The organism is Porphyromonas pogonae (genome assembly GCF_036320655.1).
Taxonomy (GTDB): Bacteria; Bacteroidota; Bacteroidia; order Bacteroidales; family Porphyromonadaceae; genus Porphyromonas; species Porphyromonas pogonae.
The window spans coordinates 2,522,966-2,548,357 of the sequence record NZ_CP143258.1 but is presented as its reverse complement, the minus strand read 5'-3'; the positions used below and the strand labels follow the sequence as shown (position 1 = coordinate 2,548,357).

Annotated in this window: 15 protein-coding genes, 2 tRNA genes and 1 pseudogene; 11 read left to right on the top strand and 7 right to left on the bottom strand. The window is 41.3% G+C overall.

Annotated elements, in window-relative coordinates:
• Position 1: 1 nt before the first annotated feature.
• Positions 2-1,465, bottom strand: a complete 1,464-nt coding sequence (gene gnd / locus VYJ22_RS10145; RefSeq protein WP_329903924.1) for a decarboxylating NADP(+)-dependent phosphogluconate dehydrogenase — start codon at positions 1,463-1,465, stop codon at positions 2-4.
• Positions 1,466-1,761: 296 nt separating this feature from the next.
• Here gnd and VYJ22_RS10140 point away from each other — a divergent pair, with 296 nt between their 5' ends.
• Both VYJ22_RS10140 and VYJ22_RS10135 read left to right on the top strand, forming a co-directional pair.
• Positions 1,762-3,999, top strand: coding sequence for an inorganic phosphate transporter (locus VYJ22_RS10140; RefSeq protein WP_329903923.1), 2,238 nt, complete (start codon positions 1,762-1,764; stop codon positions 3,997-3,999).
• Between the two features lie 117 nt (positions 4,000-4,116).
• Positions 4,117-4,192: transfer RNA gene (locus VYJ22_RS10135), tRNA-Gly, on the top strand.
• Between the two features lie 118 nt (positions 4,193-4,310).
• On the opposite strand, the gene VYJ22_RS10130 is transcribed toward VYJ22_RS10135, so the two are convergent.
• Positions 4,311-5,702, bottom strand: a complete 1,392-nt coding sequence (locus VYJ22_RS10130) for a cytidylate kinase family protein (protein WP_329903922.1) — start codon at positions 5,700-5,702, stop codon at positions 4,311-4,313.
• A 96-nt stretch (positions 5,703-5,798) separates the two neighbouring features.
• Here VYJ22_RS10130 and VYJ22_RS10125 point away from each other — a divergent pair, with 96 nt between their 5' ends.
• The gene (locus VYJ22_RS10125; RefSeq protein ID WP_329903921.1) at positions 5,799-6,695 is read left to right on the top strand and encodes a LysR substrate-binding domain-containing protein; all 897 of its coding nucleotides are present in this window, start codon (positions 5,799-5,801) and stop codon (positions 6,693-6,695) included.
• Between the two features lie 578 nt (positions 6,696-7,273).
• On the opposite strand, the pseudogene VYJ22_RS10120 reads toward VYJ22_RS10125, so the two are convergent.
• The 3 genes and pseudogenes from VYJ22_RS10120 to VYJ22_RS10110 all read right to left on the bottom strand — a co-directional run bounded on the left by VYJ22_RS10120 (position 7,274) and on the right by VYJ22_RS10110 (position 10,836).
• A pseudogene (locus tag VYJ22_RS10120) lies at positions 7,274-8,354 on the bottom strand (IS5 family transposase).
• A 262-nt stretch (positions 8,355-8,616) separates the two neighbouring features.
• On the bottom strand, positions 8,617-9,210 hold the full coding sequence (locus VYJ22_RS10115) for an indolepyruvate oxidoreductase subunit beta (protein WP_329903920.1): 594 nt from the start codon (positions 9,208-9,210) through the stop codon (positions 8,617-8,619).
• A 21-nt stretch (positions 9,211-9,231) separates the two neighbouring features.
• Positions 9,232-10,836, bottom strand: coding sequence for a thiamine pyrophosphate-dependent enzyme (locus VYJ22_RS10110; protein WP_329903918.1), 1,605 nt, complete (start codon positions 10,834-10,836; stop codon positions 9,232-9,234).
• A 239-nt stretch (positions 10,837-11,075) separates the two neighbouring features.
• Here VYJ22_RS10110 and VYJ22_RS10105 point away from each other — a divergent pair, with 239 nt between their 5' ends.
• The 6 genes from VYJ22_RS10105 to VYJ22_RS10080 all read left to right on the top strand — a co-directional run bounded on the left by VYJ22_RS10105 (position 11,076) and on the right by VYJ22_RS10080 (position 20,998).
• A complete protein-coding gene (locus VYJ22_RS10105; protein WP_329903917.1) occupies positions 11,076-13,514 on the top strand; it encodes an FAD-dependent oxidoreductase in 2,439 nt (812 codons plus the stop codon).
• 804 nt (positions 13,515-14,318) lie between these two features.
• Entirely contained in the window at positions 14,319-15,155 is an 837-nt protein-coding gene (locus tag VYJ22_RS10100) for a M23 family metallopeptidase (RefSeq protein ID WP_329903916.1), read from the top strand.
• 6 nt (positions 15,156-15,161) lie between these two features.
• Complete coding sequence (locus tag VYJ22_RS10095) at positions 15,162-15,605, top strand: bactofilin family protein (protein ID WP_329903915.1); 444 nt, start codon at positions 15,162-15,164, stop codon at positions 15,603-15,605.
• Between the two features lie 271 nt (positions 15,606-15,876).
• Positions 15,877-17,067, top strand: coding sequence for a hypothetical protein (locus VYJ22_RS10090; protein ID WP_329903913.1), 1,191 nt, complete (start codon positions 15,877-15,879; stop codon positions 17,065-17,067).
• A 218-nt stretch (positions 17,068-17,285) separates the two neighbouring features.
• Positions 17,286-18,362 carry a glycosyl hydrolase family 18 protein gene (locus VYJ22_RS10085; RefSeq protein ID WP_329903912.1) on the top strand — a complete coding sequence of 359 codons (1,077 nt, stop codon included), beginning with the start codon at positions 17,286-17,288 and terminating at the stop codon, positions 18,360-18,362.
• 1,184 nt (positions 18,363-19,546) lie between these two features.
• Positions 19,547-20,998 carry a hypothetical protein gene (locus VYJ22_RS10080; protein WP_329903911.1) on the top strand — a complete coding sequence of 484 codons (1,452 nt, stop codon included), beginning with the start codon at positions 19,547-19,549 and terminating at the stop codon, positions 20,996-20,998.
• A gap of 87 nt (positions 20,999-21,085) precedes the next feature.
• Here the strand turns inward: VYJ22_RS10080 and VYJ22_RS10075 are convergent, their stop codons facing one another.
• Both VYJ22_RS10075 and VYJ22_RS10070 read right to left on the bottom strand, forming a co-directional pair.
• Positions 21,086-22,216 (bottom strand): AAA family ATPase, encoded by a 1,131-nt coding sequence (locus VYJ22_RS10075; protein ID WP_329903909.1) that lies wholly within the window; start codon positions 22,214-22,216, stop codon positions 21,086-21,088.
• Between the two features lie 198 nt (positions 22,217-22,414).
• Positions 22,415-22,855 (bottom strand): hypothetical protein, encoded by a 441-nt coding sequence (locus VYJ22_RS10070; RefSeq protein WP_329903908.1) that lies wholly within the window; start codon positions 22,853-22,855, stop codon positions 22,415-22,417.
• Positions 22,856-23,344: 489 nt separating this feature from the next.
• Here VYJ22_RS10070 and VYJ22_RS10065 point away from each other — a divergent pair.
• Together VYJ22_RS10065 and VYJ22_RS10060 are read left to right on the top strand one after the other, a co-directional pair.
• A tRNA-Thr gene (locus VYJ22_RS10065) sits at positions 23,345-23,418 on the top strand.
• 284 nt (positions 23,419-23,702) lie between these two features.
• Positions 23,703-25,382 (top strand): putative transporter, encoded by a 1,680-nt coding sequence (locus tag VYJ22_RS10060; RefSeq protein WP_329903906.1) that lies wholly within the window; start codon positions 23,703-23,705, stop codon positions 25,380-25,382.
• Positions 25,383-25,392 lie beyond the last annotated feature (10 nt).

The following is a 25,392-nucleotide window of genomic DNA, read 5'->3' as shown; positions in this document are numbered from 1 at the left end:
TTTACACGTTATAGTTGGTTGATTTTGTGTCCCCGCCGATACCTGTCCAGTTTTCATGGAAAAATTCTCCTCTGGGTTTATCTATTCTTTCGAAAGTGTGCGCTCCAAAATAGTCGCGTTGTGCTTGTAACATATTAGCCGAAAGCCTTTCACTTGACAGAGAATAAAAATAGTTTAGAGCCGAAGAGAAGGCTGGGGCAGGCAAAGTGCTCTTGGCCGCTTCCGCTACTGTATTTTTCCAAGCCGGGAGGGCATTGATGATCTCTGATTTGAAATATTCGTCGAGGAGTAGGTGACGGAGTAGGGGATTATTGACATAGGCGTCGGAAATCCTATTTAGAAATACTGATCTTATAATACATCCTCCCCTCCATATGCGAGCTATGGCTGCAAGATCAAGATTCCAACCTTTGGCAGCGGAAGCTTCGGTGAGTAATTGAAATCCTTGAGCATAAGATACCAGTTTGGATGCGTATAGGGAGTCGTGCATCTCTTGTATCCTTTCTTCACTTACTTTGTGGTCGCGATGTTCTCGTATGTAAGCTGCGGCAGCTTCGAGGCGCAGGTCTTTCAGAGCCGAGATGTTTCTCTCATATACAGCTGTGCATATCAGATTGAGGGGTACGCCAAACTCGAGAGAACTTATTACAGACCATTTGCCTGTGCCTTTTTGCCCCGCAGTGTCGAGGATTTCATCGAGAAGGAAAGTGCCGTTGATAGTACGGTGGTTGAGGATGTGAGCTGTGATCTCCACCAAATAACTATCCAATTTACCCTTATTCCAGTGAGTAAATACTTCGGACATCTTATCATTGCTCATATTGTACAAGCTCTTCATCAGCCCGTAAGCTTCGGCTATAAGTTGCATATCACCGTATTCGATACCGTTGTGCACCATCTTTACAAAGTGTCCGGCACCGCCTTTTCCTATCCATGTACAGCATGGTTCGCCATCTTCCGCCTTGGCTGCTATCTTTTGGAATATAGGTTTGATATGGGGCCAAGCTTCTTCCGCTCCACCGGGCATAATGGATGGGCCGTTGAGAGCGCCTTCTTCTCCACCCGATATTCCTGTACCTACAAAAAACACACCCTTTTCGCGGAGTTCAAGTTCGCGCCTTTCGGTATCTTCATAATTGGAGTTTCCGCCATCGATGACAATATCTCCGGGTTCGAGTAGGGGGAGTAGTTGCTCAATAACCATATCTACCGGTTTACCTGCCCTGATCATCATCATAATTTTACGAGGAGACTCTAGTGAAGCCACAAACTCCAGTATCTCCGTGAATGCTTCGAAGTTTTTATTCTTGCCACGGTCATTCATAAAACGATCGGTGGGGTTTTCACCCCCAATATGCGGTCTGTTGTATACTGATACCTTGAACCCGTTGCGCTCCATGTTCAGCGCTAAATTTTCGCCCATTACTGCAAGACCGATGAGGCCTATATCCGATTTTTTGTACATATATATTGTTTTGTTTGTTTTTATGCCTATAACAGCCTCCCGCTGCTAAAAGATTGTATGGGAAATTACAAAAAAAATAATAGTTAATGCTAATCATACCATTGATAATGTTGATATTCATGTCACGAATGCATATTGGAAGCATCCCTATAACCACACTGCGTGATTTATTCAACCATTTTTTTAAGTTTATTCTATGATATAACTGTAATTGTGTTTCCAGCTTTAAATATCCTTCTTATATTTGCATCAGAAACTTGAAATTAAAATCTTAGAGTTACATTGTTACTCATTTTATGGAAACAGTATTTGGCGGTATTATTACCTTTCTGTTTATTCTTGCTATATTCGATCTCATAGTAGGGGTAAGTAACGATGCAGTAAACTTTCTTAATTCTGCAATCGGATCCAAAGCAGCATCATTCAAAACCATCATCATTATTGCTGCGCTTGGAATATTTTTAGGAGCCATCCTTAGTAATGGTATGATGGAAATAGCTCGTCACGGCATATTCCGTCCCGAGCATTATACCTTTTATGAGATCATGGTTATCTTTTTGGCAGTGATGATAACAGATGTAATACTGCTGGATTTGTTCAACTCGTTAGGGATGCCTACGTCTACCACAGTCTCGCTTGTCTTCGAGTTATTAGGTGGTTCGTTCTTTATGGCGTTGCATAAGCTTTCTCCGGATAATGGTCTTCACATGCAAGATCTATTAAACACCGAGAAAGCTTTGTCCGTTATTATAGGTATCTTCTTATCGATAGCCATCGCATTTTTCTTCGGTATGGTAGTGCAGTGGATGACACGTCTTGTCTTTACTTTTAATTATAAGAAGACCCAGAAGTGGTTTATCGGTATATTCGGAGGACTGGCTACCACTACTATTATCTACTTTATGCTCATAAAGGGACTTAGCAGTGCCTCATTTATGACAGCAGAGGCTAATACCTGGATACAGGGTAACACACTCATGATTGTGTTATACTCTTTTGTCATATTTACCGTGCTGATGCAATTGTTGCATTGGATGAAGGTAAACGTGTTCAAGGTCGTTGTGCTATTGGGCACCTTTGCATTGGCTATGGCTTTTGCAGGTAATGACTTGGTCAACTTCATCGGGGTTCCTTTGGCTGGCTTCTCTTCTTACACGGATTATATGCAAAACGGCGGGGGCAACTATGATACCTACCTGATGACTTCGCTCAACGATCCTGCACGTACCCCGATAGGTTTTCTTTTGATTGCCGGTGCTATCATGGTGTTTGCTTTGGTAAAATCCAAAAAAGCTCAGGCTGTGGTGAAAACATCTGTGGATCTTTCCCGTCAGGGCGACGGCGAGGAGATGTTCGGATCCTCGGGCATGGCTCGTAGTTTGGTGCGATTCTCTATGAATTTGGCCAATGGTATCAATAAGGCTATCCCTCCCAAAGCGGCAAAATGGATTGATCGCAGATTCTGCAAAGAAGATGTAATTATAGAAAAAGGAGGAGCCTTTGATTTGGTAAGGGCTTCTATCAATCTTGTTTTGGCCGGACTTCTCATTGCGGGAGGTACTTCACTCAAGTTGCCACTCTCTACTACTTATGTCGCATTCATGGTAGCAATGGGTACATCTCTATCAGATAGAGCATGGAGCCGTGAGAGTGCTGTATTCCGTATTACAGGTGTACTTTCCGTTATCGGAGGTTGGTTTATTACCGCAGGTGCAGCCTTTATCTTATGCTTCCTGATAGCTATGATCATCAATTTTGGTGGTCCGGTAGCTATGGTTATTATGCTTGCGTTGGCAGTGTTTATCCTTTTCTCAAGCAACAAGCGTTTTGATAAGAAAAAGAAGAAAGAAAAGAAGGACGATCTGTTTATGGATATGATGGCTTCTAAAGACAGCAAGGAAATATGGAGCCTCCTTAGCCAGCATATCAGACAAAGTGATGTAGAGCTTCTTTCCTTTATCTCCAAAAACTACCTGCGTATAACCAATGGCTTTATCAATGAAGATGTAAGAGCTTTGAGAAAATCACTCAATAAGCTCAATCAACAACGGGAGATGCGCAAAGTAATACGCCGTAAGGAAACACTGGGGCTTCGTAAGATAGATGAGGAATTGGTGATGGAGAAGAATACATGGTTTCACTTGGCTTCCAACAACTGTGAGCAGATGATCTTCTGTCTCAAACGCATCGATGAGCCTTGTAAAGAACATGTAGATAATAACTTCAATCCTATGCCTCCAGAGTGTGTATCGGAGTTCTTGCCCGTGCGTGACAAGATTGTCGATTTTATCAAAGTATCGCAAGATTATCTTGAAAGTGATGTGTTGGGAGATTTGAATTATTTGGGACAGTATTGCAATGAATTGCACCATGACTTGTCCGAGCTACGTCACCGTCAGCTCGAAAGAATACAACACTCTAAGGACAGTCTCAAGATCTCATTGGTATACCTCAATACGTTACAAGAATCTCATGAGCTTGTAAATGCTTTGGAGAATATGCTGAGGTACACCCATAAATTCCTTAGAGAATAATTAGTCTCGTCTGATTAACACCAAAAACTTTACAAAACGCTTGTGTAATTCAGAATTTGACCCTATATTTGCATTGCTTTTGAAAGGGGAATATCTCCTTCTTGAGCAATGTAAAATGCGGAAGTAGCTCAGTTGGTAGAGCATAACCTTGCCAAGGTTAGGGTCGCGGGTTCGAGTCCCGTCTTCCGCTCCAAGCGAAAAGTCATTTAGCCTACCCGGCTAAATGACTTTTCTTTTTATCCCCTGAATAAAGGTGTTGCCATATAGATTATGTATATTCTTAGGGATAAGAGGGAGGTAATGATCTAAGGCTAAGAAACGGCCGGAGTTGCGGCCGTTACAGGAAGTACTGTTTTTACTGGAGCTATAGTTGTCTTGTGATCTTCTTTCAGTGCTTCCCCTATCATTCTCACGGCAGTATCCGTAGAGATATTAGTACTGTTGATAACTAAGTCGTAGTTGTCGAGATTTCCCCAATGTTTACCAGTGTATTGCCAGTAGTGGTTAGATCTTGCATGATTGGTCTTTTCTATGGCTTCGCGAGCCTCTTTGTCATTGAGATGTTCGTATGTTTTCACTCTTTCTATTGCTTTGTCTTCATCGCATCTTACAAAGACACGGAAGCAATGAGGGTTGTCTTTGAGTACACTATCCGCACAACGTCCTACAATCACACAATTGTCTTTCAACGCATGAGAGCGGATGAGATTGCTCTCAGTAACAAATATCCTGTCTGCCGGTGACGGGCTCATACTCAGCGGTATCTCCTTACCGGTAAAGATAAGTTCGAGTAATTGCGGCGTAGATATATTCTGCTCTGTTTCTTTGACCTCTTCATACGAATAGCCGAGTAAACGGGCTGTATCACGTATGATGTCGCTATCGTAGAAGGAATAGCCGAGCTTCTTTGCCAGTTTGAGCCCGATCTCGTGTCCTCCGCTTCCGTATTCACGAGATATGGTTACCACTGTGTGCCATTGATTGGCCGGATGAGTAGCACTGATGGTTTGTGCAGGATGTTTCGTATCTACCATAAATACGTCTAACCAACCTATACGAGGGGCGAAAACCCTTACCATAGCTCCTACAAAAAACATAGAAAACAATGTGCCTATGCCGATAAGCTCCCAGTGCCACCTACCCAGATAAGCGAAACAAAAAGCAATACCTATGAGCACCAGCCCTGTATCTGTGAATATCTTTATTTTACCGAAATCTACTTTCAAAGCCTTGGCAAAGGCTGCGGGAAATCCCTCTCCCGCCAACATCAACACATTGCAACGCACTTCCCATGCTATGCCAAAAGCCAGAATGCTACCCCCGAGAGCCAATTGTCCCCAGCGGAGTGAATAGCCCAGTATCGTATTGCTCCATTGTAAAGGAGCAGTAAGCCACATAGTAAAATCGGTATATACGCCGAAAAGGAGTCCCACTGCAAGTTGGAGTAGTTGTATGGGGTCATAGTTCCTCCTCAGCACTATGATTTGTACTACAACAAAGATGATATGCATGAAAAAGGTATATTCACCTAAAGTAAACCGTGCGCCCGGAATACAACTCAATACGTAGGGCGGACATGAGATGGGTGAAGACCCGAGATTGGCTCGTATGGCGAGCGAGGTGCCGAAAGCGACCACGAAAAGCGAGATCACAAATGATATATAGCGGCGTAGTAGTTCGTTTGTACTTCTTCCTTTCATCATAATACGTGAAATTGTCACTGCAAATATATTGTTTTCTCATCCCGTCTCTTATATTTGTATAATGATTTGTTTTTATAGAAATGATTGATTTTGCCAATGGAACTGACTACATTAAGGTATTTCGTAAAGCTCTCTGAGTATCTCAATTTCACTGAGGCTGCTAAACAACTGTTTATTACACAGAGCACTCTTTCTCTCAGTATAAAGAACCTGGAGGCTGAGCTGGGTGTACAGCTTTTTGAGCGTATAGGCCACAATGTGTATCTCACCGAGATGGGCGAGTTGTTCCTGCCTTACGCCCGGGCTTCTATAGAGCAGGCCCAGGCAGGAGTGCAGGCATTGGTCGGGATGCAAGGAGTTTATAGAGGTGAGCTCCGTATAGGCGTGATCAGTAGTTTGTATCCTATCTTTATGGAGTGTTTACTCCTCTTTACTCGAGACTATCCTGATGTCCATATCGTGATCAGGTACTCTCCTTCCATTATAGAACTAAGTAGTCTCATTGCTGACAATCGCCTGGATCTTGCATTAGGGTATTCTCCCTCACAGCCTATGGCTTTGGTGGAGTGTGAAGAGCTATTCACTGTGCCTCTCATGGTAATATTGAGTTCGGATCACCCTCTTGCCAAACGCAAATTCATAACAGCGGAGATGCTCACCGACTATTCCGTAGTCTTGCTATCCGAAGGAGTTCATACACGTAATATGGTAGATAAGATTTGCAGAAAAGCGGGAGTGCGTTTGCGATCTCATATTGAAGTCAATGAGGTTAGTGTTGCGGTGGAATTGGTAGAAACTGGACGATGGGTATCTATATTGGGTAGACTCAATATTCAGGGGCATGAATCCCTCGAAGCCATTCCGCTCAAGGGGGAGGAGTCCGTGCTCAAAGCGTCATTGCTCAGGCCCAAGGACGGATACCGCAAACCTACTGCTCACAAGTTTGCTGAAATGATCAAAGAATCATGCCTCCGCATATTCCCTCGTAAGTAAAAGTGGTATTATAGAGCCTAATATAGGTTTCTCCCTTGCCTTCCCATTGATATTACATTATATTACTGTCGCTACCTTACACTTGTGAGGTGAAAGGTTGTTTTTCGGGCACTTTGTTGTTGTGCAATTATAGTACTTTGTCTCCCCTTAAAAGGCTTTTGGTATTTGATTAATACGACTCTCCATATGGCATTTCTCTTTATCAAATATACAAGCTTTCGTATCTTTTACGGTAGAAACTTGCAGATTTTCATGATAAAAAGAGCAGTCTCTTCTTCTATCTTCTCGACACCGGACAATTTGCTGAATCAGTAACACCCCTTGTATAAACTTTCGACCAAAATGAATTGGGACGTCTTTGAGGAGGAGTTCACTTCGCTTACTGTAAGGATAATGGACGTCAGGCCAAGCCCATTCAGCTGATGAGACCGTTGAAAAAGTCGGATCGATAGACAGAGACAGAAGACGAGCAGTTTTCCGCTCGATTTTAGAGAATAGACGAAGGAATTTTGATTCTAACTTTCTTGATTTAGCTCATTTTTGAGCTACTTGAGGGGGGCTTCCCCTTCAATCGGAGGCTAGCTTACGCTTTGTTGCATAAGTAGCCTTGGCGCACGTTTGAGGTTGTAGGCCAAAGACTCAATGAGGTTCTGATAATGCGTTTTAGCAATTCCTCGGTAGCGACATCGTCCTCCATGAAACCATCGTATAATGCTACCAAAGCTACGCTCTATCTGCCATCGCATGGAACTGATCAGCCTATTCAATTGCTTTTTACCCTCCGTCAGTGGCACTCCCTTGACTGCTTTGTGCATGGCCATCTATCAAGTTGTGGTCGAACAGATAACCTCTGTTCCTCTTGGATGTGTAACCTTTGTCTGCTAATATCATTGTCTCTTGGGGGAGTTGAGCCTGCTCCAAAAGAGGAATGATTTGTGTCGTATCTGCCACATTAGCCGCTGTGGTGATTACTTCATGTATCAGTCCCCCGGTGTCTGTTAAGACGTGCTTCTTGTAACCGTATCTATATTTGTTGCATTTCTTTACCCAACGAGCCTCTTCATCTACGCCGGGTTTTGTTGAGCAGACTTTGACCTGGTATTCTTCTTCAGCCTCTTTCTCCTGATCGCTACGAGTATCCTCCCGATCATCGCAGATCACAATTTGACACCCTCCCGTTGGTTTGTTGGGACTGTCAACAATGCTTGCGTCCACAATGGCGCCCTCTTTGATCTCCATGATGCCATGTTGTTTCAGTTGCTTGTTGAGAAGCTTGAATAGCTTTGCCATTAAGCCTTTCTCTATAAGCTCCGGACGGAAGCAACAGATGGTCGAGTGATCGGGTGAAACGAAATCCATCGTCAGCCCTAGGAGGGCGCTCCATGTGAGGGAATCGTTGATTCGCTCTTCTACTTGACGATCTGAGAGACCGTACCAAGTCTCCAAAAGCAGGATCTTGAAGAGCATAATGGGACGATAAGAGGAAGCGCCAAATGGGGAGTCTCCCTTAAGGCAATGTTTGTTGAGCAAGTTGGAGATGGGACGCCAATCTACAATGCTGTCAATCTGATGTAAAAAGTTGTTTTTGGTGGCTTGCAGACGACGTTTTACTGCTAGTTCTGTAAAAGATGGGGCCTTGGTGTTCTTTTCCTTACTCATAGAGACTGTTTTGATTGCGGTTTTACATCTCAAATCTAATGATATTCAGAGACATAGGTAAGATTAAAAGGGATATTCTCGTGCAACAGTCTCAATCGAGTTTAAATTTAACAAAATTTATATCATTGTTCTCTAAGATCAATAAAGGTTGTGGTTTTTAGTTGTCATTTTACATCTGGTTATAGTGACTAAATAATACTGCCGCCTATCATCCATATTTTATAGATGCATAGGCGGCAGTAATATTTCTATTGTATCTATATTATCTGTCCTGAACGTATTTTTGAGCGTATCCTCTTCCTGCTCTTACAGCTTTCAGGTTCATATTTACGATCTCTTGCCCCTTACTTTTGAATATATCTTCTATACCTTTTTCTATGTAGTCAAAAGGTATTTCTATAAAAGGAGAGGCTGCTCCCAACATTACGAAGTTAGAAGCTCGGATGTTCCCCACATCATCTCTCGCAATAGCATCCGCATCTATAAGGACATGATGCGGTAGAGATTTTATTTTGTCTAAAACCTCTTGAGTTTCCGGATAATTGGGGATGTTGATAAAAGGTGCTGAATTGGTCACTACATATCCTTCAGGTTTGAGAAATTGGAGGTAACGCAGTGCTTCCATCGGCTCTACCGATAAGATGATATCAGCAGTACCTTGTGCAATGAGGTCAGAGTAAATGGGGGAATCAGACAATCGAAGATAAGATTGCACATCACCACCTCTCTGACTCATTCCGTGGGTTTCAGCTTGTTTGAGATATAAATTGTTTGTCAAAGCTGCCGAGCCGAGAGCTGCTGCTATGGACAAAATACCTTGTCCGCCTACACCGGCTAAAACCATATCTGTTTTCATCGTTTGTAAAAGTTTTTAAGGTTATTTTTTTGCCGATTTGGCTTTCTTGACATCTCTGGCGTTCTTTTGGATACAAATTCTGCGAGGTATGATTACAGAGACACCTCGGTATTCTATTTCTTCACGGATGATTCTGCGTAATTCCTCTCTGTTTTTTGGTACAGGAAGAAGTGTCTTGATATGTTCTGGCTCTACACCTATACCTTTACATATATCTTCAAGTCTATTGAGAGCAGAAGACTCTTGTCCTCCTGTCATCGAGATAGATTCATTGTCTGAGATAATCACCGTTATATTTGACTGCTCTACCACAGCATCCAGTAAGCCTGTCATTCCGGAATGCGTGAAGGTAGAATCTCCTATCACAGCTACAGCCGGGAATAATCCTCCGTCAGCCGCACCTTTGGCCATAGTGATGGAAGCACCCATATCAACACAGGAATTGATGGATTCGTATGGAGGTAAAGCACCTAAGGTATAGCAGCCTATATCCGAATAAACTTGGCTTTGTGAATAATCTTGAAGCACTTCGTTCAAAGCTTCGTATACGTCACGGTGACTACAACCTTTGCATAGCGCTGGAGGTCTGCCTACGACTAAATCAGGCATGCTATCTACCGGCACAATAGGTAAAGAGAATGCTTTGGCTGCATGGTCAGGATTGAGTTCTCCAGTGCGAGGTAATGTGCCGTCGAGCCTACCCTTGATACGGGGATTGCCCGGGAAACCTCTCAAAAACTCTTCTACTACAGGATATCCCTCTTCCATGACTATGATTTCTTCACATTCGTCCAGTAAGCGCATCATTTGCTTTTCTGGGATAGGGTATTGAGTGATTTTTAAAACCGGGTAGGGTACTTTACCTGCAAAAGCTTCCATAAGATAGTTATAGGCAATGCCACATGCGACTATACCTTTACTTTTGTCATTGGCCTCTAAGAGTTTGGTAAATGGGTTTTTCTCGGATGCTACCACAAAAGCGGGTTGTTTGTCAAGCAAGAGTTGGTATCTTTTTTTGGCTATTGCGGGAAGTAATACAAACTGCCTTTTGTCTTCCGGTAGTTTGAGCTCGTTTTCTTTTCTTGGGCTTTCTATGGTTTCTACTCCTGCTCTAGAGTGCGCAAGGCGTGTGGTAATACGTATCATCACCGGAGTTCCCAGATTTTCGGACAGATCGAAGGCGAGTGCTGTCATCTCATAGGCTTCCTGTTGGTTAGAAGGCTCCATCACCGGTATCAAAGCAAACTTACCGTATACACGAGAGTCTTGTTCGTTTTGGGAAGAGTGCATCGAGGGGTCATCAGCTGCTACTATGACTATACCGCCATTGGCTCCTGTGATTGCAGCGTTCATAAAGCAGTCTGCTGCTACGTTCATACCCACGTGCTTCATACATACAAGAGCTCTTTTGCCCACATAGGACATCCCCAAAGCCGTTTCCATGGCGGTTTTTTCGTTTGCGGACCATTGACGGTGGATATTGCGCTCCTTGGCAATGCGGGAACTCTGGATATATTCTGTGATTTCGGTAGATGGTGTGCCGGGATAGGCGTATACCCCGGATATGCCTGCATCTATGGCTCCTTGGGCTATAGCCTCTACTCCCAATAATAATTGTTTATGCATAATACCATTATGATTTAAAGTGATTAACTGTCTATCTCTGTCGGTTCTTACAAATGTATGTAATTATTTTTATATGTATTTTGCATATGAAGACTTTTTATCGGATTATAACTGTGGCTTATAGATATCTTTTGGGATGACGTAGCCGTTGTGTAACATTAGTATCAAACTTTTACGTAATTACTCCTTTCCTTTGCCTGACAAAACGGACTTATTCATGTAACATAAAAATATAAATCATGAAATATGTAATAATAGGCGGAGTGGCAGGCGGAGCTACTGCTGCTGCCAGATTGAGAAGGCTGGATGAGAAAGCGGAGATTGTAATGCTAGAGAAAGGGCCGGATATCTCGTATGCCAATTGTGGATTGCCCTATCATATCGGGGGAGTAATCCGTGAGAGGGAAAAGCTTATGTTGCAAACACCTCTGAGTTTCAAGAAAAGGCTCAATGTGGATGTAATGGTGCGTACCGAGGTCACTGCGATCAATAGAGATCGTAAATCTGTCACAGTCAAAAGCGGGAAGGAAGTTTTTGAGATTGATTATGACAAATTATTGATATCTACCGGAGCTACTCCCATAGTGCCTCCTTTGCCGGGTATTGAGAGTAAAAGGATATTTACTTTGCGTACACCCGGGGATATGGATGCCATCAAAGCTTTTGCAAGTACTCGTAAGGGAGGATCAGTTGCTGTTATAGGTGCAGGGTTTATCGGTTTGGAGATGGCTGAGAATATGCATGAGGCAGGTTTAGCCGTATCCTTAGTTGAGATGGCTGATCAGGTGATGCCGCCTATAGACTTTTCCATGGCTTCTATCTTGGCTCATCATATGCACGACAAAGGGGTTTCCCTCTATTTATCAGAGCAAGTCACGGCTTTTAACGAGAGTTCAGGTGGGGTGCAAGTACAGTTGGCTTCAGGCAAGGCGTTGATGGTGGATATGGTGATTCTTTCTATCGGAGTAAAACCTCTGTCTTATTTGGCACAACAGTGCGGACTGGAACTGGGGAGTCGCCAAGGAATTCGTGTAGATAAGTATCTTTGTACTTCCGATCCTGATATCTATGCTGTAGGTGACGTTATCGAATATCCGCATCCTATCTTGGGCGAACCTTGGCACAACTACCTTGCCGGTCCCGCCAATCGTCAGGCTCGTATCGTAGCAGACAATATGGTGCTGGGTAATCATCTTGCTTACGAAGGATCCATAGGTACGGGCATTGCCAAAGTTTTTGATCTTACGGTGGCTACAACGGGCGTTTCGGCCAAGAGGTTGCAACAACTTAATATTCCTTACCAAAGCTCTATAACGCACTCTTCCTCACATGCCGGTTATTATCCCGGTGCGACATTAATGTCCGTAAAAATTGTTTTTTCACCTGAAAACGGTCAGCTTTACGGATCGCAAATAGTAGGATATGATGGAGTAGACAAGCGACTGGATCAAATTGCACTTATCATCAAGCAAAAGGGTACTATCTATGACCTTATTACCCTGGAACAAGCCTATGCTCCTCCTTATGGCAGTGCCAAAGACCCTATTGCGATAGCAGGCTATGTAGCAGATAATTTGCTTTCAGGCAGAGTGAGAAATTGTAATTGGCGATATGTCTGCAACATAGATCCCTCCAAGAAAATACTCTTAGATGTACGTACTGTAGAAGAGGCTGCGTTGGGAGATATCCCGGGATCCATAAATATTCCCGTGGATTCGTTAAGGGAGGAAATAGACAAAGTCCCTCGCGACAAAGAAGTAATTATATACTGTGCCATAGGGCATAGGGCATATGTGGCCTATCGTATTCTTGAAGCTCATGGATATGATAAAATAAGTATATTATCAGGTGGCTATAAAATCTATTGGCCTGCTGCGACGCCGATATTGCCACTGGAAAGGAACAGACAAAAAAAGGTTGATACACATGAGAGTGAACCTTTAAACCAGGATGTTTCCGAAGTAATAGACGCATGCGGGTTACAATGTCCCGGTCCTATCATGACCTTGAAAAAGAGCATTGATAGTCACAAGCATGGTGATGTAATAGAGATGCACGTTTCTGACCCCGGCTTTAGGAAGGATGTAGGAGCATGGTGCAAGCTTACGGGTAACGAATTGCTTGAGATGAATCAGAGTGGAGGAACTATTGTAGCTAAGATACGCAAACAAATACGATGCGTTGATGATGCCGATATGATGCTGCAAGGAAGAGGCAAGACCTTCATTATGTTTAGCGACGATCTCGACAAGGCGCTTGCTACATTTGTGCTTGCCAATGGAGCGGCCTCCACAGGTGAGCGAGTTACTATATTCTTTACTTTTTGGGGGCTTAATGTGATCAAAAAACAGCATGCTCCCACAGTAAAAAAAGGTCTGATGGATAAGATGTTCGGTTTTATGATGCCCAAAAGTTCTCTTGCCCTGAAGCTTTCCAAGATGAATATGCTGGGTATGGGTACAAAGATGATGAGAAATGTGATGCAGCGTAAGCATATCGATTCGTTGGAATCTTTGATCATGCAGGCCAAAGCTTCCGGTGTAGAATTTATCGCTTGTCAGATGTCTATGGATGTCATGGGGGTAAAAGAAGTTGAGTTGATGGATGGTGTGGAAGTAGCAGGTGTAGCTACCTATATGCAACGTGCCGATCAATCCAATTTGAACTTATTTATATGAAAAATTTTTGATGATTTTCATCGAAAGAATTAGAGGCTTTATCTGATACCCTTTGAAAAATACAGGGAGAGAGCATACTTCCACACTTTATAATCAAGTGTGGAAGTGCTTTTTTATCATCAAATCAATGAGTATCTCTGTTGCTTATCAAAGTTATAGTATCCGGATAACCACATCACAAACCATGGATGGTGGTATTAATATCTTTAATGAGATAGTATTTGTGAGAACCCCTCTTCAGCCATTTTCTGTAGCAAAAAGCCTTAGTACAACCAACGATGATTGTCGACAGAGAAACAATGGTTCGAAAACCAAACCCTGTATTATTATCTATTGAGGAATTGTAGGATCCTTCTCGAAAAACAAATATAACACAAAGCAATGTCGCTAAAAATGCCCATTTTTTACCATTATTTGCTTAATATTTAGTGCTTTGGTTTGGTATGAATTGGAGAAATAGTTTACCTTCGCAACATGGATACATGTTTAATTGCCACACCAAAACCGGTTTTATTAAAAAAAAGAGACATTGTAGAGAATACATCTGTCTACCATTCCGAGATGAGCACTCCTTGTTTCATATCGGATTTTTGTTCCCACATCCCTTCTTCAATAATTTATCAATCAGTTTGTTCTATCTGTTGTGATATCAAGCCAAGTTTATTCAGACTTACTAATGCTAGTCTCACTACACATCAAACAAAACACCGTTACGAACTGATAAAATATTTTGGTGACTACTAGCCAATCTTATACTTGCAGAGGATTTATGACAACAAAAAACAAAACTGATTACAATTAACTATGATACGCCAACGCAAAACTTCAGTACTAATAGTGAGTACGGATGGAAAAACGTCCAAAGTACGTCAAATCCCTACACATTTGCTGCTTCACTGGTGGAAGTATACCGTGCTTTCATTACTGGTAATAGGTGTATTGCTCTCACTCTCGGGCTTGCTGATCTATCGTAATACAAGTGAACTTTATAAGAAGAAACTGGCTAGAGCCGAATATATACGCAGGCAAATTGATGTAAACAAAGCTCGACAAACATTCCTTACCATAGAATCCGGCATTGATCGCTTCAATCATTTTTTGGAAGAGCGAGGGTTGGACAAGATGAAAATGGAGAATACGGAAAATATGGGTGGCCCCAGCGAATTTGACGTGACCGAGATCAACGAGATAGCCGATCATTATGAAAAAAGACTTTCAGATCTCAAAAATACAGTAGAGGCTGTGCCCTTGGGACGCCCTGCCGACGGAGCTATTAGCTCGCGTTTCGGTTATCGTCGCAATCCTTTCTCGGGCAGAGGATCCGAGAAGCATATGGGGCTTGATTTTAGAGGAAGTGTAGGTGATACAGTTAAGACTACAGCGGATGGCATTGTCATTTTTGCTGGAAGAAAAGGAGGGTATGGCAATTGTGTAGTAGTGCGGCACTGTCATGGGCTGAGTACTCTATACGGACATTTATCTAGAGTGAAAGTAAATGTGGGCGACAGTGTGAAAACCGGCGAGCTTGTAGGGCTACTCGGTAGTTCAGGGCGCAGCACGGGACCTCACCTCCACTATGAAATCATCAAAGGTACGGAACGAATAAACCCTGAAACTTATGTAACCATAAAAGATATGTGATTTATTATGTTTGGAAACAGCAACAAAAAGAAAAAGAGAGTAAGCGCCTCCATGATCGACACCTTACCTATCAGTACGGTTATCGGTGGCGATGTTTTATTTACCGGAGATATTACCGGGGAAAGTATGATACGTATTGAAGGCAGAGTAGAAGGCAATGTACGCTTGGGGCAGGGGATTGTTCTGGGCGAAAAGGCTCTACTCAAGGGCGATCTGGAAAGTGAAACGGTGGTAAACTACGGCACTGTCAATGGTAATATTGTGTGCAAAGAGCTGGTAATCAAAAGTACAGGTATCGTCAACGGAAACATACACACCGAATCTATCGAAATAGAAATGGGCGGCCGCTATAATGGTATGCTCGACATGCATGCAAGGCAAAACAATATATTGGAAACAGAAACGGCTACTTCAAAAAACAAATCCGCAGAAAAGAAAGCCGCTTCATAACCTATAACTCCTATGCTTTGCTATCACAACGGAGTTTATGTCCGTAATGATAACTGCGCTATAAACCCCAAAACTTGTCCGTAACATCAAACAAGGGTAAGTTTTGGGGTCTTAATTCATCTTGTCCCCAAATTGTGTATTAGTCACAATACTCTTGCTTATGACAGTGTGTAACTTGGCAATCTTCATAAGACAATGTTAGAGATGCTATGCTTGTTGCCCTGATTTGACTAACTTTGGATGTCACACTGATAATTGAATAGATTTTATTATGCAGAATATTAGTTGGAGATATCGCAAATATATTCCTTGGGCGCTGCTGGGTATAGTGATTGTGGCAGGAGCTCTTTATTTATTTTTAGAGAAGTCGAGTGAGCAATATGATTTTGAAATTACTGATGAGCTTGGCGGCAATATATTCCCCTCAGCCATTATATCGGTAGCTACTACGGACGCAGAGGTTATTAAACCGTCCCATTACCCTTATGTAGGAAATCCCAAGTCCGTTATTTCCGTAAAGATGAAGTCTCGATCAGCTTTTACAAGGGTCAGGATAGAAGTTGCTGCAAGTCCCTTCTGGGCGAAATCAGTATCCGAGTTTGTCCTGCCCAAAGGACGCACCGTATATACCGTATACCCTGATATTATCTGGAATTATGATGCTCTCAGGCAAAATGTACAAGCTGCACCCGTGAGTGTAGTGATAAATGTAGAGGTCAATGGTAAGAAAAAGGGACAGCGCTTACGTACTTTTGCTGTGCGGGGCATCAACGAATGCCTATTGGGCTATACCACTGACGGTAAAAAGTTTCATGATACCAGCCTTTTCTTTGTGGCATATGTCAATGAGGAGAACCCCATGATAGACAAACTACTGCGTGAAGCTCTCAATACCCGTATTGTAAATCGCTTTATGGGATACCACGGCAGCCCTGAAATGGTGGATAAACAAGTGTATGCCCTATGGCATGTGTTGCAGAAACGTAACTTCCGCTACAGCTCTGTCACTACCTCCAGCCTGTCCAGCAATGTTGTGTTTTCGCAGCGAGTACGTACTTTCGATGATGCTCTGGAGTCTTCACAGATCAATTGTGTCGATGGTAGTGTCTTGTTTGCTTCACTGCTCAAAGCCGTAAATATTGATCCCATCTTGGTGCGCACACCTCGTCATATGTTTGTGGGGTACTATACAGACAAGAAGAAAGAGAAAAAAACTTTTTTGGAGACAACTATGATTGGGGATGTAAACCTGGATGACTTTTTCCCTGGTGACCAGCTCGACTCCACGATGCAAGGGAAGTCGCAAAGCCAAATATCTCGTCTCGCTTTCGAAAAATCAAAAGAATACGCCAATAGTAAATTTGCCGAAAGCGAATCGGAAATACGCTCCGGCAAAACGGGATATATGTATCTCGAAGTATCCAAATACATCCGCCGACAAATACAACCGTTGGGCAAATAACTTTTCTTATTTCAGGGGCAATAGATTTACAGCTTCAGGCCTTATTATTTAAGACTTTTTGCCTATCTTGACAGCACGAAAATCAATATAGCCTCACCTCAATTCCGGCTATATTGGAGTTTGTTCTGCTTTTTTTACCAAAACAAATATGATTTCGTTTCTTACGGAATTCTTTTACGCTTCTTTATTTTTATAACGTTTAAAACCAATTTACAGCTATGAAACATTTTTTTATCAAAAGCACAGCTTTTCTTGCTTGTGTGTGGGCAAGTTTCTTGCTCTGTTCTTGCTCCCAAGAGGCTCCTATGACGGATACTTCTTTAGGGGTGCATTCGTCCATCAATGATAAAGGAGGCTTGGATACCTACGACATTTCCCAGCTTACCAACCTCAATGGTGACATGTTGCCTGCCCATGAGGAAAAAGGATCTGCTATCAAAACTATTTGCTATGTTGAGGTAAATGACAATAATATCCTCAACGCAGGAGAATTTACCATGAAAAAAAGTGGAAAACCGTTTGTGGATATCGTGCAGATCTTTGCAGCAAATATCAACTATGACCATGAGACTGATAGGGTATATGTGCATCTCAACCCCAATGTGCAGGAGCTTTTGGAAAAAGCAGATAGGTACATCAAGCCTCTTCAGGACAAAGGGATCAAAGTATGCCTGAGTATTTTGGGCAACCATGACAAGTCTGGTGTAGCAAACCTCGGCCCTGAAAGAGCTCGGGCTTTTGCTGCCGAACTTAAGAGGCTTGTTGATACTTATCACCTTGATGGAGTTGACTTTGATGATGAGTACTCCAAATATGGTGAGCCGGGCGATGGATTTACCCAACCATCGGCCGAAAGTGCTGCTCGTCTCGTTTACGAAACACGCAAGGCCATGCCGGACAAAATCATTACTTGGTATCAGATTGGTCACAGTCCTTCAGGAACTGTAGATAACACGCCGGTGGGAGAGATGATTGACTATGCATATTATGCTTACTATGGAAGTTGGAACGATGGCTCGAGCAAAATACAAGGACTCGTCAAAGCAAAATACGGACCTTATCCCCTGGATATCAAAGGCGGAGTTGTAGCTTCTGATAATAACCTCAGGAGGTTGCGCACTGAAGGCTATGGTGTGAATCTGATGTACAACCTCTGTGTGGTCAAAAAGGATACCGTTCGTATTCAAAACTATACCCAAGGTTTCAGTAAACTGGCAAGGGCTTTGTATGACGATGAAGTGGTCTGGTCCAATGTTTTCTATAATCATAATGATCCCACTCCTCACAAAATATAGTTGTTAGAGGTATTTACTTCTATTTCATTTTGCTTTACTCCCCATAGGCCCAGGCCATTGGGGAGTTTTTTATATCGCATTTGCAATTAGCTTTTGTTATCTCCTTTTGGGGGTATTGCGAGTTACAATATGTTAGGGAATTGGTTATTTGTGAAGAGTTATTAGCTTCATGAGGGTGACAATATCCCAAGTGTTGATATTGTTATTTTATTGTGATATTTGTGTTTTTTCGACTTTATGATATTTATTGGTGGTTTATTGTGTCTATTTGTTTTGTTTGTTTTATGTGTGGAACGTTATAGATGCGTCCCATCCGTTTATGCGAAATTTGTAACTAAGCTGTAATATTTTCTTAGTTAGGTATCTATTTTTTTCTAACTAAGTCGGTGAGATTTCTTAGTTAGAAAAATATAAAGTCTCAGTTAGAAAAATATAGAAGCGTAGTTACAAAAAAAGAAGTCATAGTGCATGGAAAAAAATCGGTAAAAGGCTCAAACAGTCTTTTACCGATTTTTATTTTGATGTTATAGGGGTGTTTTTACAATTTTACAATTTGATATTTTGGGCTGATAATTTTATCCTGACAATATGTAAAAATGATATTTCGAGGAGCTATGTAAGATCGCTCTGACAAAAAAGCTCTCTGTGGAGCTGAGGATAGAATATTAGGTCTCGTTATCATGTAAGCTCGTAGTATAGTAAGTATATAATTAATATCAAATATATTGGAAGTGTTGCCTTTTAGGAGTATTGTTTTATCATCCTTATACAAAGATACAATATTATACTCCCCTTTGTCAAGAGGGAAGGGCATTTTATTCAAAAAACTACTATCTCCAGAGGCGAATTATTTTGTAGAATCGGCGTTTTAGTCATTGAGGTGCTATCTTTTTGATAGCACACTGTGCATATAACGGCTGTATGTAATTGGGATATGTTTGGTAATAACTTTTCATTAGTGTTTTTAGTTGCATTTTGTTAGGTTAATTTTATTCTTGTGACTATGACTCAGTTTGTTATGTGAATTTTAGCTACATGGAAGACTCTTATATCATTAATATCCTGTATTATTACGTGCTATTTTGTAAATAATTTTTATATATCTTTGCGCCGAATGATTTCAAAATCAATCCCTAACTATAATATTATCATTAAATTTTTACTTAAACTTATTAAAGAATCTTATGAGAAAATTAATATTTTCATTAGGAGTGTTGTCACTATTGGTTTCGTGTGGTAAGGACGAACCGGTATTGAGAATCTCTCCCTCTGTAAAAGAAGTGCCGGTCAATAAAAATGAAGAAAATGCTGGTGAAGCAGATAAAGAAGTGGTAGGCGAAGGTGAAAAAACAGAAAATGAGAATAATCCTACGGGTGAGAGCGGGGATGAGAAGGACGCTACCGCAAAAGATGTGAAAGAAGAAGTCAAGGTTGATCTCGAATTGGATGAATTGATTATCTATTTTGCATTTGATAAGAACAAAGACGTTAATGAGGCTCAAAAGGCTATAGAAAAAATCAAGGGAGTTAAAGATATTAATGGTAAGAAAGTTGATATCACTGAAGCCTCTTTAACCAATATGGACGATGCTGTAGGCTCATTCCGATTACATGTAAAGGGTACTATAAATCAGGTTAATTTTCAGAAGGATTTTGATCTTAACGGTTTTAAGAAGGCTGAAGTTAAACTGGAAGATTTTCAGATTGCAAAGCGTGGCTACGGACAGTGGAAGGTTGGTAAGGATGTATATCTGAAAGAATTTAAATTTGATGACCTCTTTATCCATAATAAAGTCAATGAATTTACTGTAGACTATCTTAAAAAATATGTTGCATTCTACGCTTCTAAACAAGATGGAATAAGACGACAGCTTACCGATCAAGAGCTAAGCAAGCTTAATATTGTCGATCTTAAATATTCTAACGGTGCAATCACTTTCAGAACTGCGTATAATAAAGTTGTCAGTGATGTGATTACCTCATTGAGTTTTGATAAGAATGAATTCTATGGAATGAAGATGCATATAACTAACGATTTTGCAAAAGATAAGTATATGCGTGGTGTATACGAAAATCTTAGTTATTATTATCAATTAGCTTTGGATTATGACAAGAAGGTTTATGTTGCCTATTTAGATGCCAATAATAGGAATAGAAATGATCAAAGTAATTCTTTAATGTTTTATACTGAATTACAAGATCAAAAAACGGAAAAAGAGCTTGGTCAAATATTAAATGAGATTAAGGGTTTTAAAAAGCTTTCTGATTTGAAAGATGATTTGATTGTAACCTCAAGTTATGATTTAGCTAAGTCTCTAAAAGAAAAACTAAGTAAAATATCAGATGAGAATGTTAAAAATTACTTGCAAGCTATTGTTAAGAAATGGACGAGATCTCTAAAATTTCATATTAAACGAAATGGAGAAAACAGAGAACTATTTTGGGATGATGCAAGTATGGTAATACAAGGACATAATAATTTTACAAATGACGTATATCTTGAGAATCCAATATTTGAAGTCATATCAGCAACATTCACTGATAAAGATTTAGATATAAAATTGAAACTCGTTGCTGTAAATGACGTTGCTCTTTCTGATGTTGTTTTCAATATTAAAGTTCACAATGTGAAATAAGTCTTATTAGTATAATTTTGTATAAAGAGATGAAAGCGATCGTTTCCAATCGCTTTTATCTCTTTATCGTTTTTCCTGTTTGGAGCTTTAGTAGTTTTCTCTGATCCAAATATCAAAAAACAGGTCGTACACTCTGTACGCATCATTGGATTTGGTAATAAAATCCTTTTCTAATAATCCATTTAGAGCAGACTGCACGGAGCTGGGGGAGGAAAGGCTATAGCGTTTGACAAATTCACCGGAGGTTATAGCCCGAGCTTCTCCTTCATGAGAGATGGCTATAAGAAGATTGCGTTGTTTCTCAGGTAGACGAAATAGAATTTCTTGATAGGTAAATTTAAATGATGTGACTATTGAGGCTATGGCATCATCCAAAGCTAAAATATCGCATTTTGTATTCGGTGGAGTCGTGGAGAAAAGGATATTGAGTATTTTTTGCATATACCATGTAATTCCATGGAAACGCTCATAGATAGCTGTAATTGTCTCGGGTGTTATTGATTTATGTGCAGCCTCGAAATGTTTGCATGCGAAATTGATATATTTCTTCAGGTCTATACTCTCGAGATATATCATGGAAACACTCTGGTAAAATGGTCGTGACGCACTCAAGAACATATTGCCCATAGTGTGGCGTTGACTACCGGCAAAGATAAAGTGGGCGTTGTGACAGTGTTGGATATGAGTTCTCAGCAATGCTTCCACATTACTTTCGGGGTATCCTGTAATTTGCTGAAACTCATCTATTCCTACTATGCAAGGCTTATCAGCTTTGGAGAGATATTCAAAAATTTCTTCTAAAGTTGCTTCCGAATTATGGATGTCACCCAGCTGGACATTGAAAAAAGGATTTCCCATGACATCGAACGTGATACCTGCACTCAAAGATAAAACGCTATTGACGAACTTCTCCATGGCTTTTCTTCCAAAAGGTTTTAGCCCTTCAAGTATAACCTTGCTAAGAGCGAATGTAAAGTCTCTTAATGATTTGCTTGCATAAATATCAACGAAAAATTTATAGTAACCCTTGGATAATTCTTTGGAATGGAAGCAATGCTGAATAAGTCCCGTTTTACCCATGCGGCGTGTGGATACGATGGCTACATTATTACCATTCACAATCTCGCGAATCAAAATGCTACTTTCCTTTTTTCGATCGCAAAAATATTCATCAGATACGTATCCGCCTGTTACAAAAGGATTGTTTATTCTTACCATAGCTTTGCTAATTTATGAATACGTAAATGTAATTATTATTTTTTGATAATTATGATATGATAATTAATGCATCAAGGTATAGATATAATTGACTTTTCATGGGATATATCTGTGGATAAAAAATGAAGAGGATATGCTAACAGCATATCCTCTGGCTAAAAGGATACTGATGAAGTATTATTCCTCTAAACCATGTAATCAGTTGGAATAATCTTCGATGAGTACCAAAGTCCATGTATCGTCTTTGCGAGCAAAGTGATAGAAGACTTGTACTCCCGTATCTACACCTTTAATTTCCACTTTATACCCCCCGTTTTCCGCTTCTTCTTGATTGACTTCGATGTCACATTCATAAGTCTCGGCGTTGGTGAGATCGTCAAACTCCCAATCTTTCTCTTTTAAAATAATCACCGAGTCCGGTGCTTCAGTATCGGTAACTGTAGTTTTGAGAGGAAAGGTGGTGTGAGACTTTTGGAATTTGGGGTCGTGGGCAAATTTGTCGAAAAACTGCTCGAAAGTCATTTTGTCAGACTTTACAGGCATTTTAGTTGCAGCAGTTTTCTGCGGGCTTTGTGCTGAGAGCGTGTTTAGGCTCAGGAAACAAAGCAAAACGATGAGTAAGCTGATGTCTTTTCTCATGTGTAAAAAAATAGTCGTTAAACAAGACGTAAAAGTATAGAAAGGAATGATATCTCAATGACATTTGCACGCTATTTTTTGTGTTTTGTTGCGAAGTATTGTGAAATTATAGTTTCTAAACTTGTTTTCCCAGCCAATAACGAGGTGCAAAGCGATATTCTTTTGTAGTAAGACGAAAAAAATACAGCGTGAAGAAAGAAAATTTTTATACCTGTTACTCTTTATTGGAGTAGAGGTAAAACGGATTGTCTATAAGCCTGCTATCTCTCCCATGTTTATAGTTGTTCCCTGCAATACTGTCGGTCTGGCAGGAGATGCGAGTGTTATTTTTTATGCAAAAATAGGAGAGGGGTATTGCAGATTCAAATAATAGTACTACTTTTGTCGTCGGGTAAGTCCTATACGGCCAGCTCCCAGTGATTCCCCCAGGGTTTGATCGCAGCAAGGGTAATTGGTCGTAGCGGCGCGATATAGATCGCTTACCCACCTGCCTCTTTAGCTCAGTTGGCCAGAGCACGTGATTTGTAATCTCGGGGTCGTTGGTTCGAATCCGACAAGAGGCTCAAAAGTAATTCGAAAAGCCATCCTATCTCATACGATGTGGATGGCTTTTTGGTATAGCGGAGATTCTTAAAGAATAATGTGTGGGATACATCATTACAAAGCCAAGGGTTTGTCTCGGAAGGTATGTTCACATGGGGTTAAAGGCGCTTTTAGGAATATCCGGGGGCAAAGCTTTGCGTGCAAATATTGTAAGCAGATACTGTAATTTAATAAAGATTCATCAAGAGAAGAAGAAATAGTCTTCTTATTCATACTTATTCACTATTCCTGTAAAAGACATCCTATGATTGGATTTGAATCTTGGCTAAGGGATCTTTTTATTGTTCCCTCCATCACACAAACCATTATTATCTTAAGTATTGTATGTGCCTTGGGGCTTATGCTTGGTAAGCTGAGAGCCGGTAACATATCTTTGGGCATCACCTTTGTTTTCTTTGTTGGTATTTTTGTTGCTCATTTTGGTATTACAGTCAATCCTGATATGCTGGCGTTTGCCCAGAGTTTCGGATTGGTTGTTTTTGTTTATGCCTTAGGGTTGGAGGTCGGACCCTCCTTTTTCCCTTCCCTTAAGCGTGGCGGAGTTGCTTTCAATGGGCTTTCGTTGCTCCTGATTATAGTCACGCTGATATTGTGTTGGATGCTCAGTGTATTATTCCATGTATCTATGCCCAATATGCTGGGCATCATGTCTGGAGCTGTGACCAATACTCCCGTTTTGGCTGCTTTGCAGGATACGTTGGGACAAATCAATCCCGCTGGCACTTCTGACCTAGCCAATATGGCTCTTGCCTGTGCCGTTACTTACCCCTTAGGTGTGGTAGGCGTTATTTTGGCATTGTCGATGATGTCTTTTTGGCGAGTGAAAGCTTTGCCCAAGAATGAGGATGAAAGACGCAAGGCCTTTGTCTCCGAGTTTGAGGTAATCAACCCGGCCGTATTCAACAAAACCGTGAAGCAGATCGTGGCGCTTACCGATAGGCATTTCGTAATCTCTCGCGTATGGCACCACGGAGAGCTTATACTTCCCAAATCCAATAGTACCATCATGCAGGGAGATCACTTGCTCATCATATCCAACGAAGATGATGTGGAGCGACTCAGTGCTCTTTTTGGCAAACGCGATGATAGCCATGACTGGAACAGACCTGATATCGATTGGGACGCCATTGACAGTCAATTGGTATCCAAAAGAATTATTATTACCAAAAGTAAGCTCAACGGGGTTAAGCTGGGCACGCTCAAGCTTAGAAATCAGTATGGCATCAATATTACTCGTGTAGACCGTGCCGGCATAGAGCTTTTGCCTGTACCCGATCTTTACTTGCAGATTGGTGACCGCCTTACTGTCGTGGGCGACGACAATGCAGTAAGTCAGGTGTCAAAACTATTGGGCGATCAGATAAAGACCCTCGACAAGCCTAAGCTCGTAAGCTTATTTGTAGGCTTATTCTTGGGCTGCGTATTGGGTATGATACCCTTTTTTATCCCTGGTGTGAGTATGCCCATCAAGTTGGGACTTGCCGGCGGTCCTATTATCTTGGGTATCCTTATGGGTGCATTCGGGCCACGCTTCCATGTACACACTTACATGACCAATAGTGCTATCCAAGTCATCAAACAAATGGGTATCGTCATCTACCTTGCGGGATTGGGACTTGCCAGTGGCGCACACTTCTTCGAGACTATATTCCGCGGTGACGGACTGCTGTGGGTAGGTATCGGTTTTATCATTACATTAGTGCCTACTATCATTATTGGAGTGATTACAAACAAAGTCTTCAAAGTGAGCTTAGGCAAAACAGCTGGTATGATCTGCGGTAGCATGGCTAATCCTATGGCACTCGACTATGCCAACTCACTCGACGACTCTGACGACCCCGCTGTAGTATACGCTACCGTATACCCCATGTCGATGTTTTTACGTATTATTACAGCCCAATTGATGTTACTGATGTTTTTATAAAATGGTAAAG

Excerpts from the sequence above, each read along its gene's own strand:
- gnd (WP_329903924.1), bottom strand. The coding sequence starts at position 1,465 with ATGTACAAAAAATCGGATATAGGCCTCATCGGTCTTGCAGTAATGGGC.
- VYJ22_RS10140 (WP_329903923.1), top strand. The coding sequence starts at position 1,762 with ATGGAAACAGTATTTGGCGGTATTATTACCTTTCTGTTTATTCTTGCT.
- VYJ22_RS10130 (WP_329903922.1), bottom strand. The coding sequence starts at position 5,702 with ATGATGAAAGGAAGAAGTACAAACGAACTACTACGCCGCTATATATCA.
- VYJ22_RS10125 (WP_329903921.1), top strand. The coding sequence starts at position 5,799 with ATGGAACTGACTACATTAAGGTATTTCGTAAAGCTCTCTGAGTATCTC.
- VYJ22_RS10115 (WP_329903920.1), bottom strand. The coding sequence starts at position 9,210 with ATGAAAACAGATATGGTTTTAGCCGGTGTAGGCGGACAAGGTATTTTG.
- VYJ22_RS10110 (WP_329903918.1), bottom strand. The coding sequence starts at position 10,836 with ATGCATAAACAATTATTATTGGGAGTAGAGGCTATAGCCCAAGGAGCC.
- VYJ22_RS10105 (WP_329903917.1), top strand. The coding sequence starts at position 11,076 with ATGAAATATGTAATAATAGGCGGAGTGGCAGGCGGAGCTACTGCTGCT.
- VYJ22_RS10100 (WP_329903916.1), top strand. The coding sequence starts at position 14,319 with ATGATACGCCAACGCAAAACTTCAGTACTAATAGTGAGTACGGATGGA.
- VYJ22_RS10095 (WP_329903915.1), top strand. The coding sequence starts at position 15,162 with ATGTTTGGAAACAGCAACAAAAAGAAAAAGAGAGTAAGCGCCTCCATG.
- VYJ22_RS10090 (WP_329903913.1), top strand. The coding sequence starts at position 15,877 with ATGCAGAATATTAGTTGGAGATATCGCAAATATATTCCTTGGGCGCTG.
- VYJ22_RS10085 (WP_329903912.1), top strand. The coding sequence starts at position 17,286 with ATGAAACATTTTTTTATCAAAAGCACAGCTTTTCTTGCTTGTGTGTGG.
- VYJ22_RS10080 (WP_329903911.1), top strand. The coding sequence starts at position 19,547 with ATGAGAAAATTAATATTTTCATTAGGAGTGTTGTCACTATTGGTTTCG.
- VYJ22_RS10075 (WP_329903909.1), bottom strand. The coding sequence starts at position 22,216 with ATGGTAAGAATAAACAATCCTTTTGTAACAGGCGGATACGTATCTGAT.
- VYJ22_RS10070 (WP_329903908.1), bottom strand. The coding sequence starts at position 22,855 with ATGAGAAAAGACATCAGCTTACTCATCGTTTTGCTTTGTTTCCTGAGC.
- VYJ22_RS10060 (WP_329903906.1), top strand. The coding sequence starts at position 23,703 with ATGATTGGATTTGAATCTTGGCTAAGGGATCTTTTTATTGTTCCCTCC.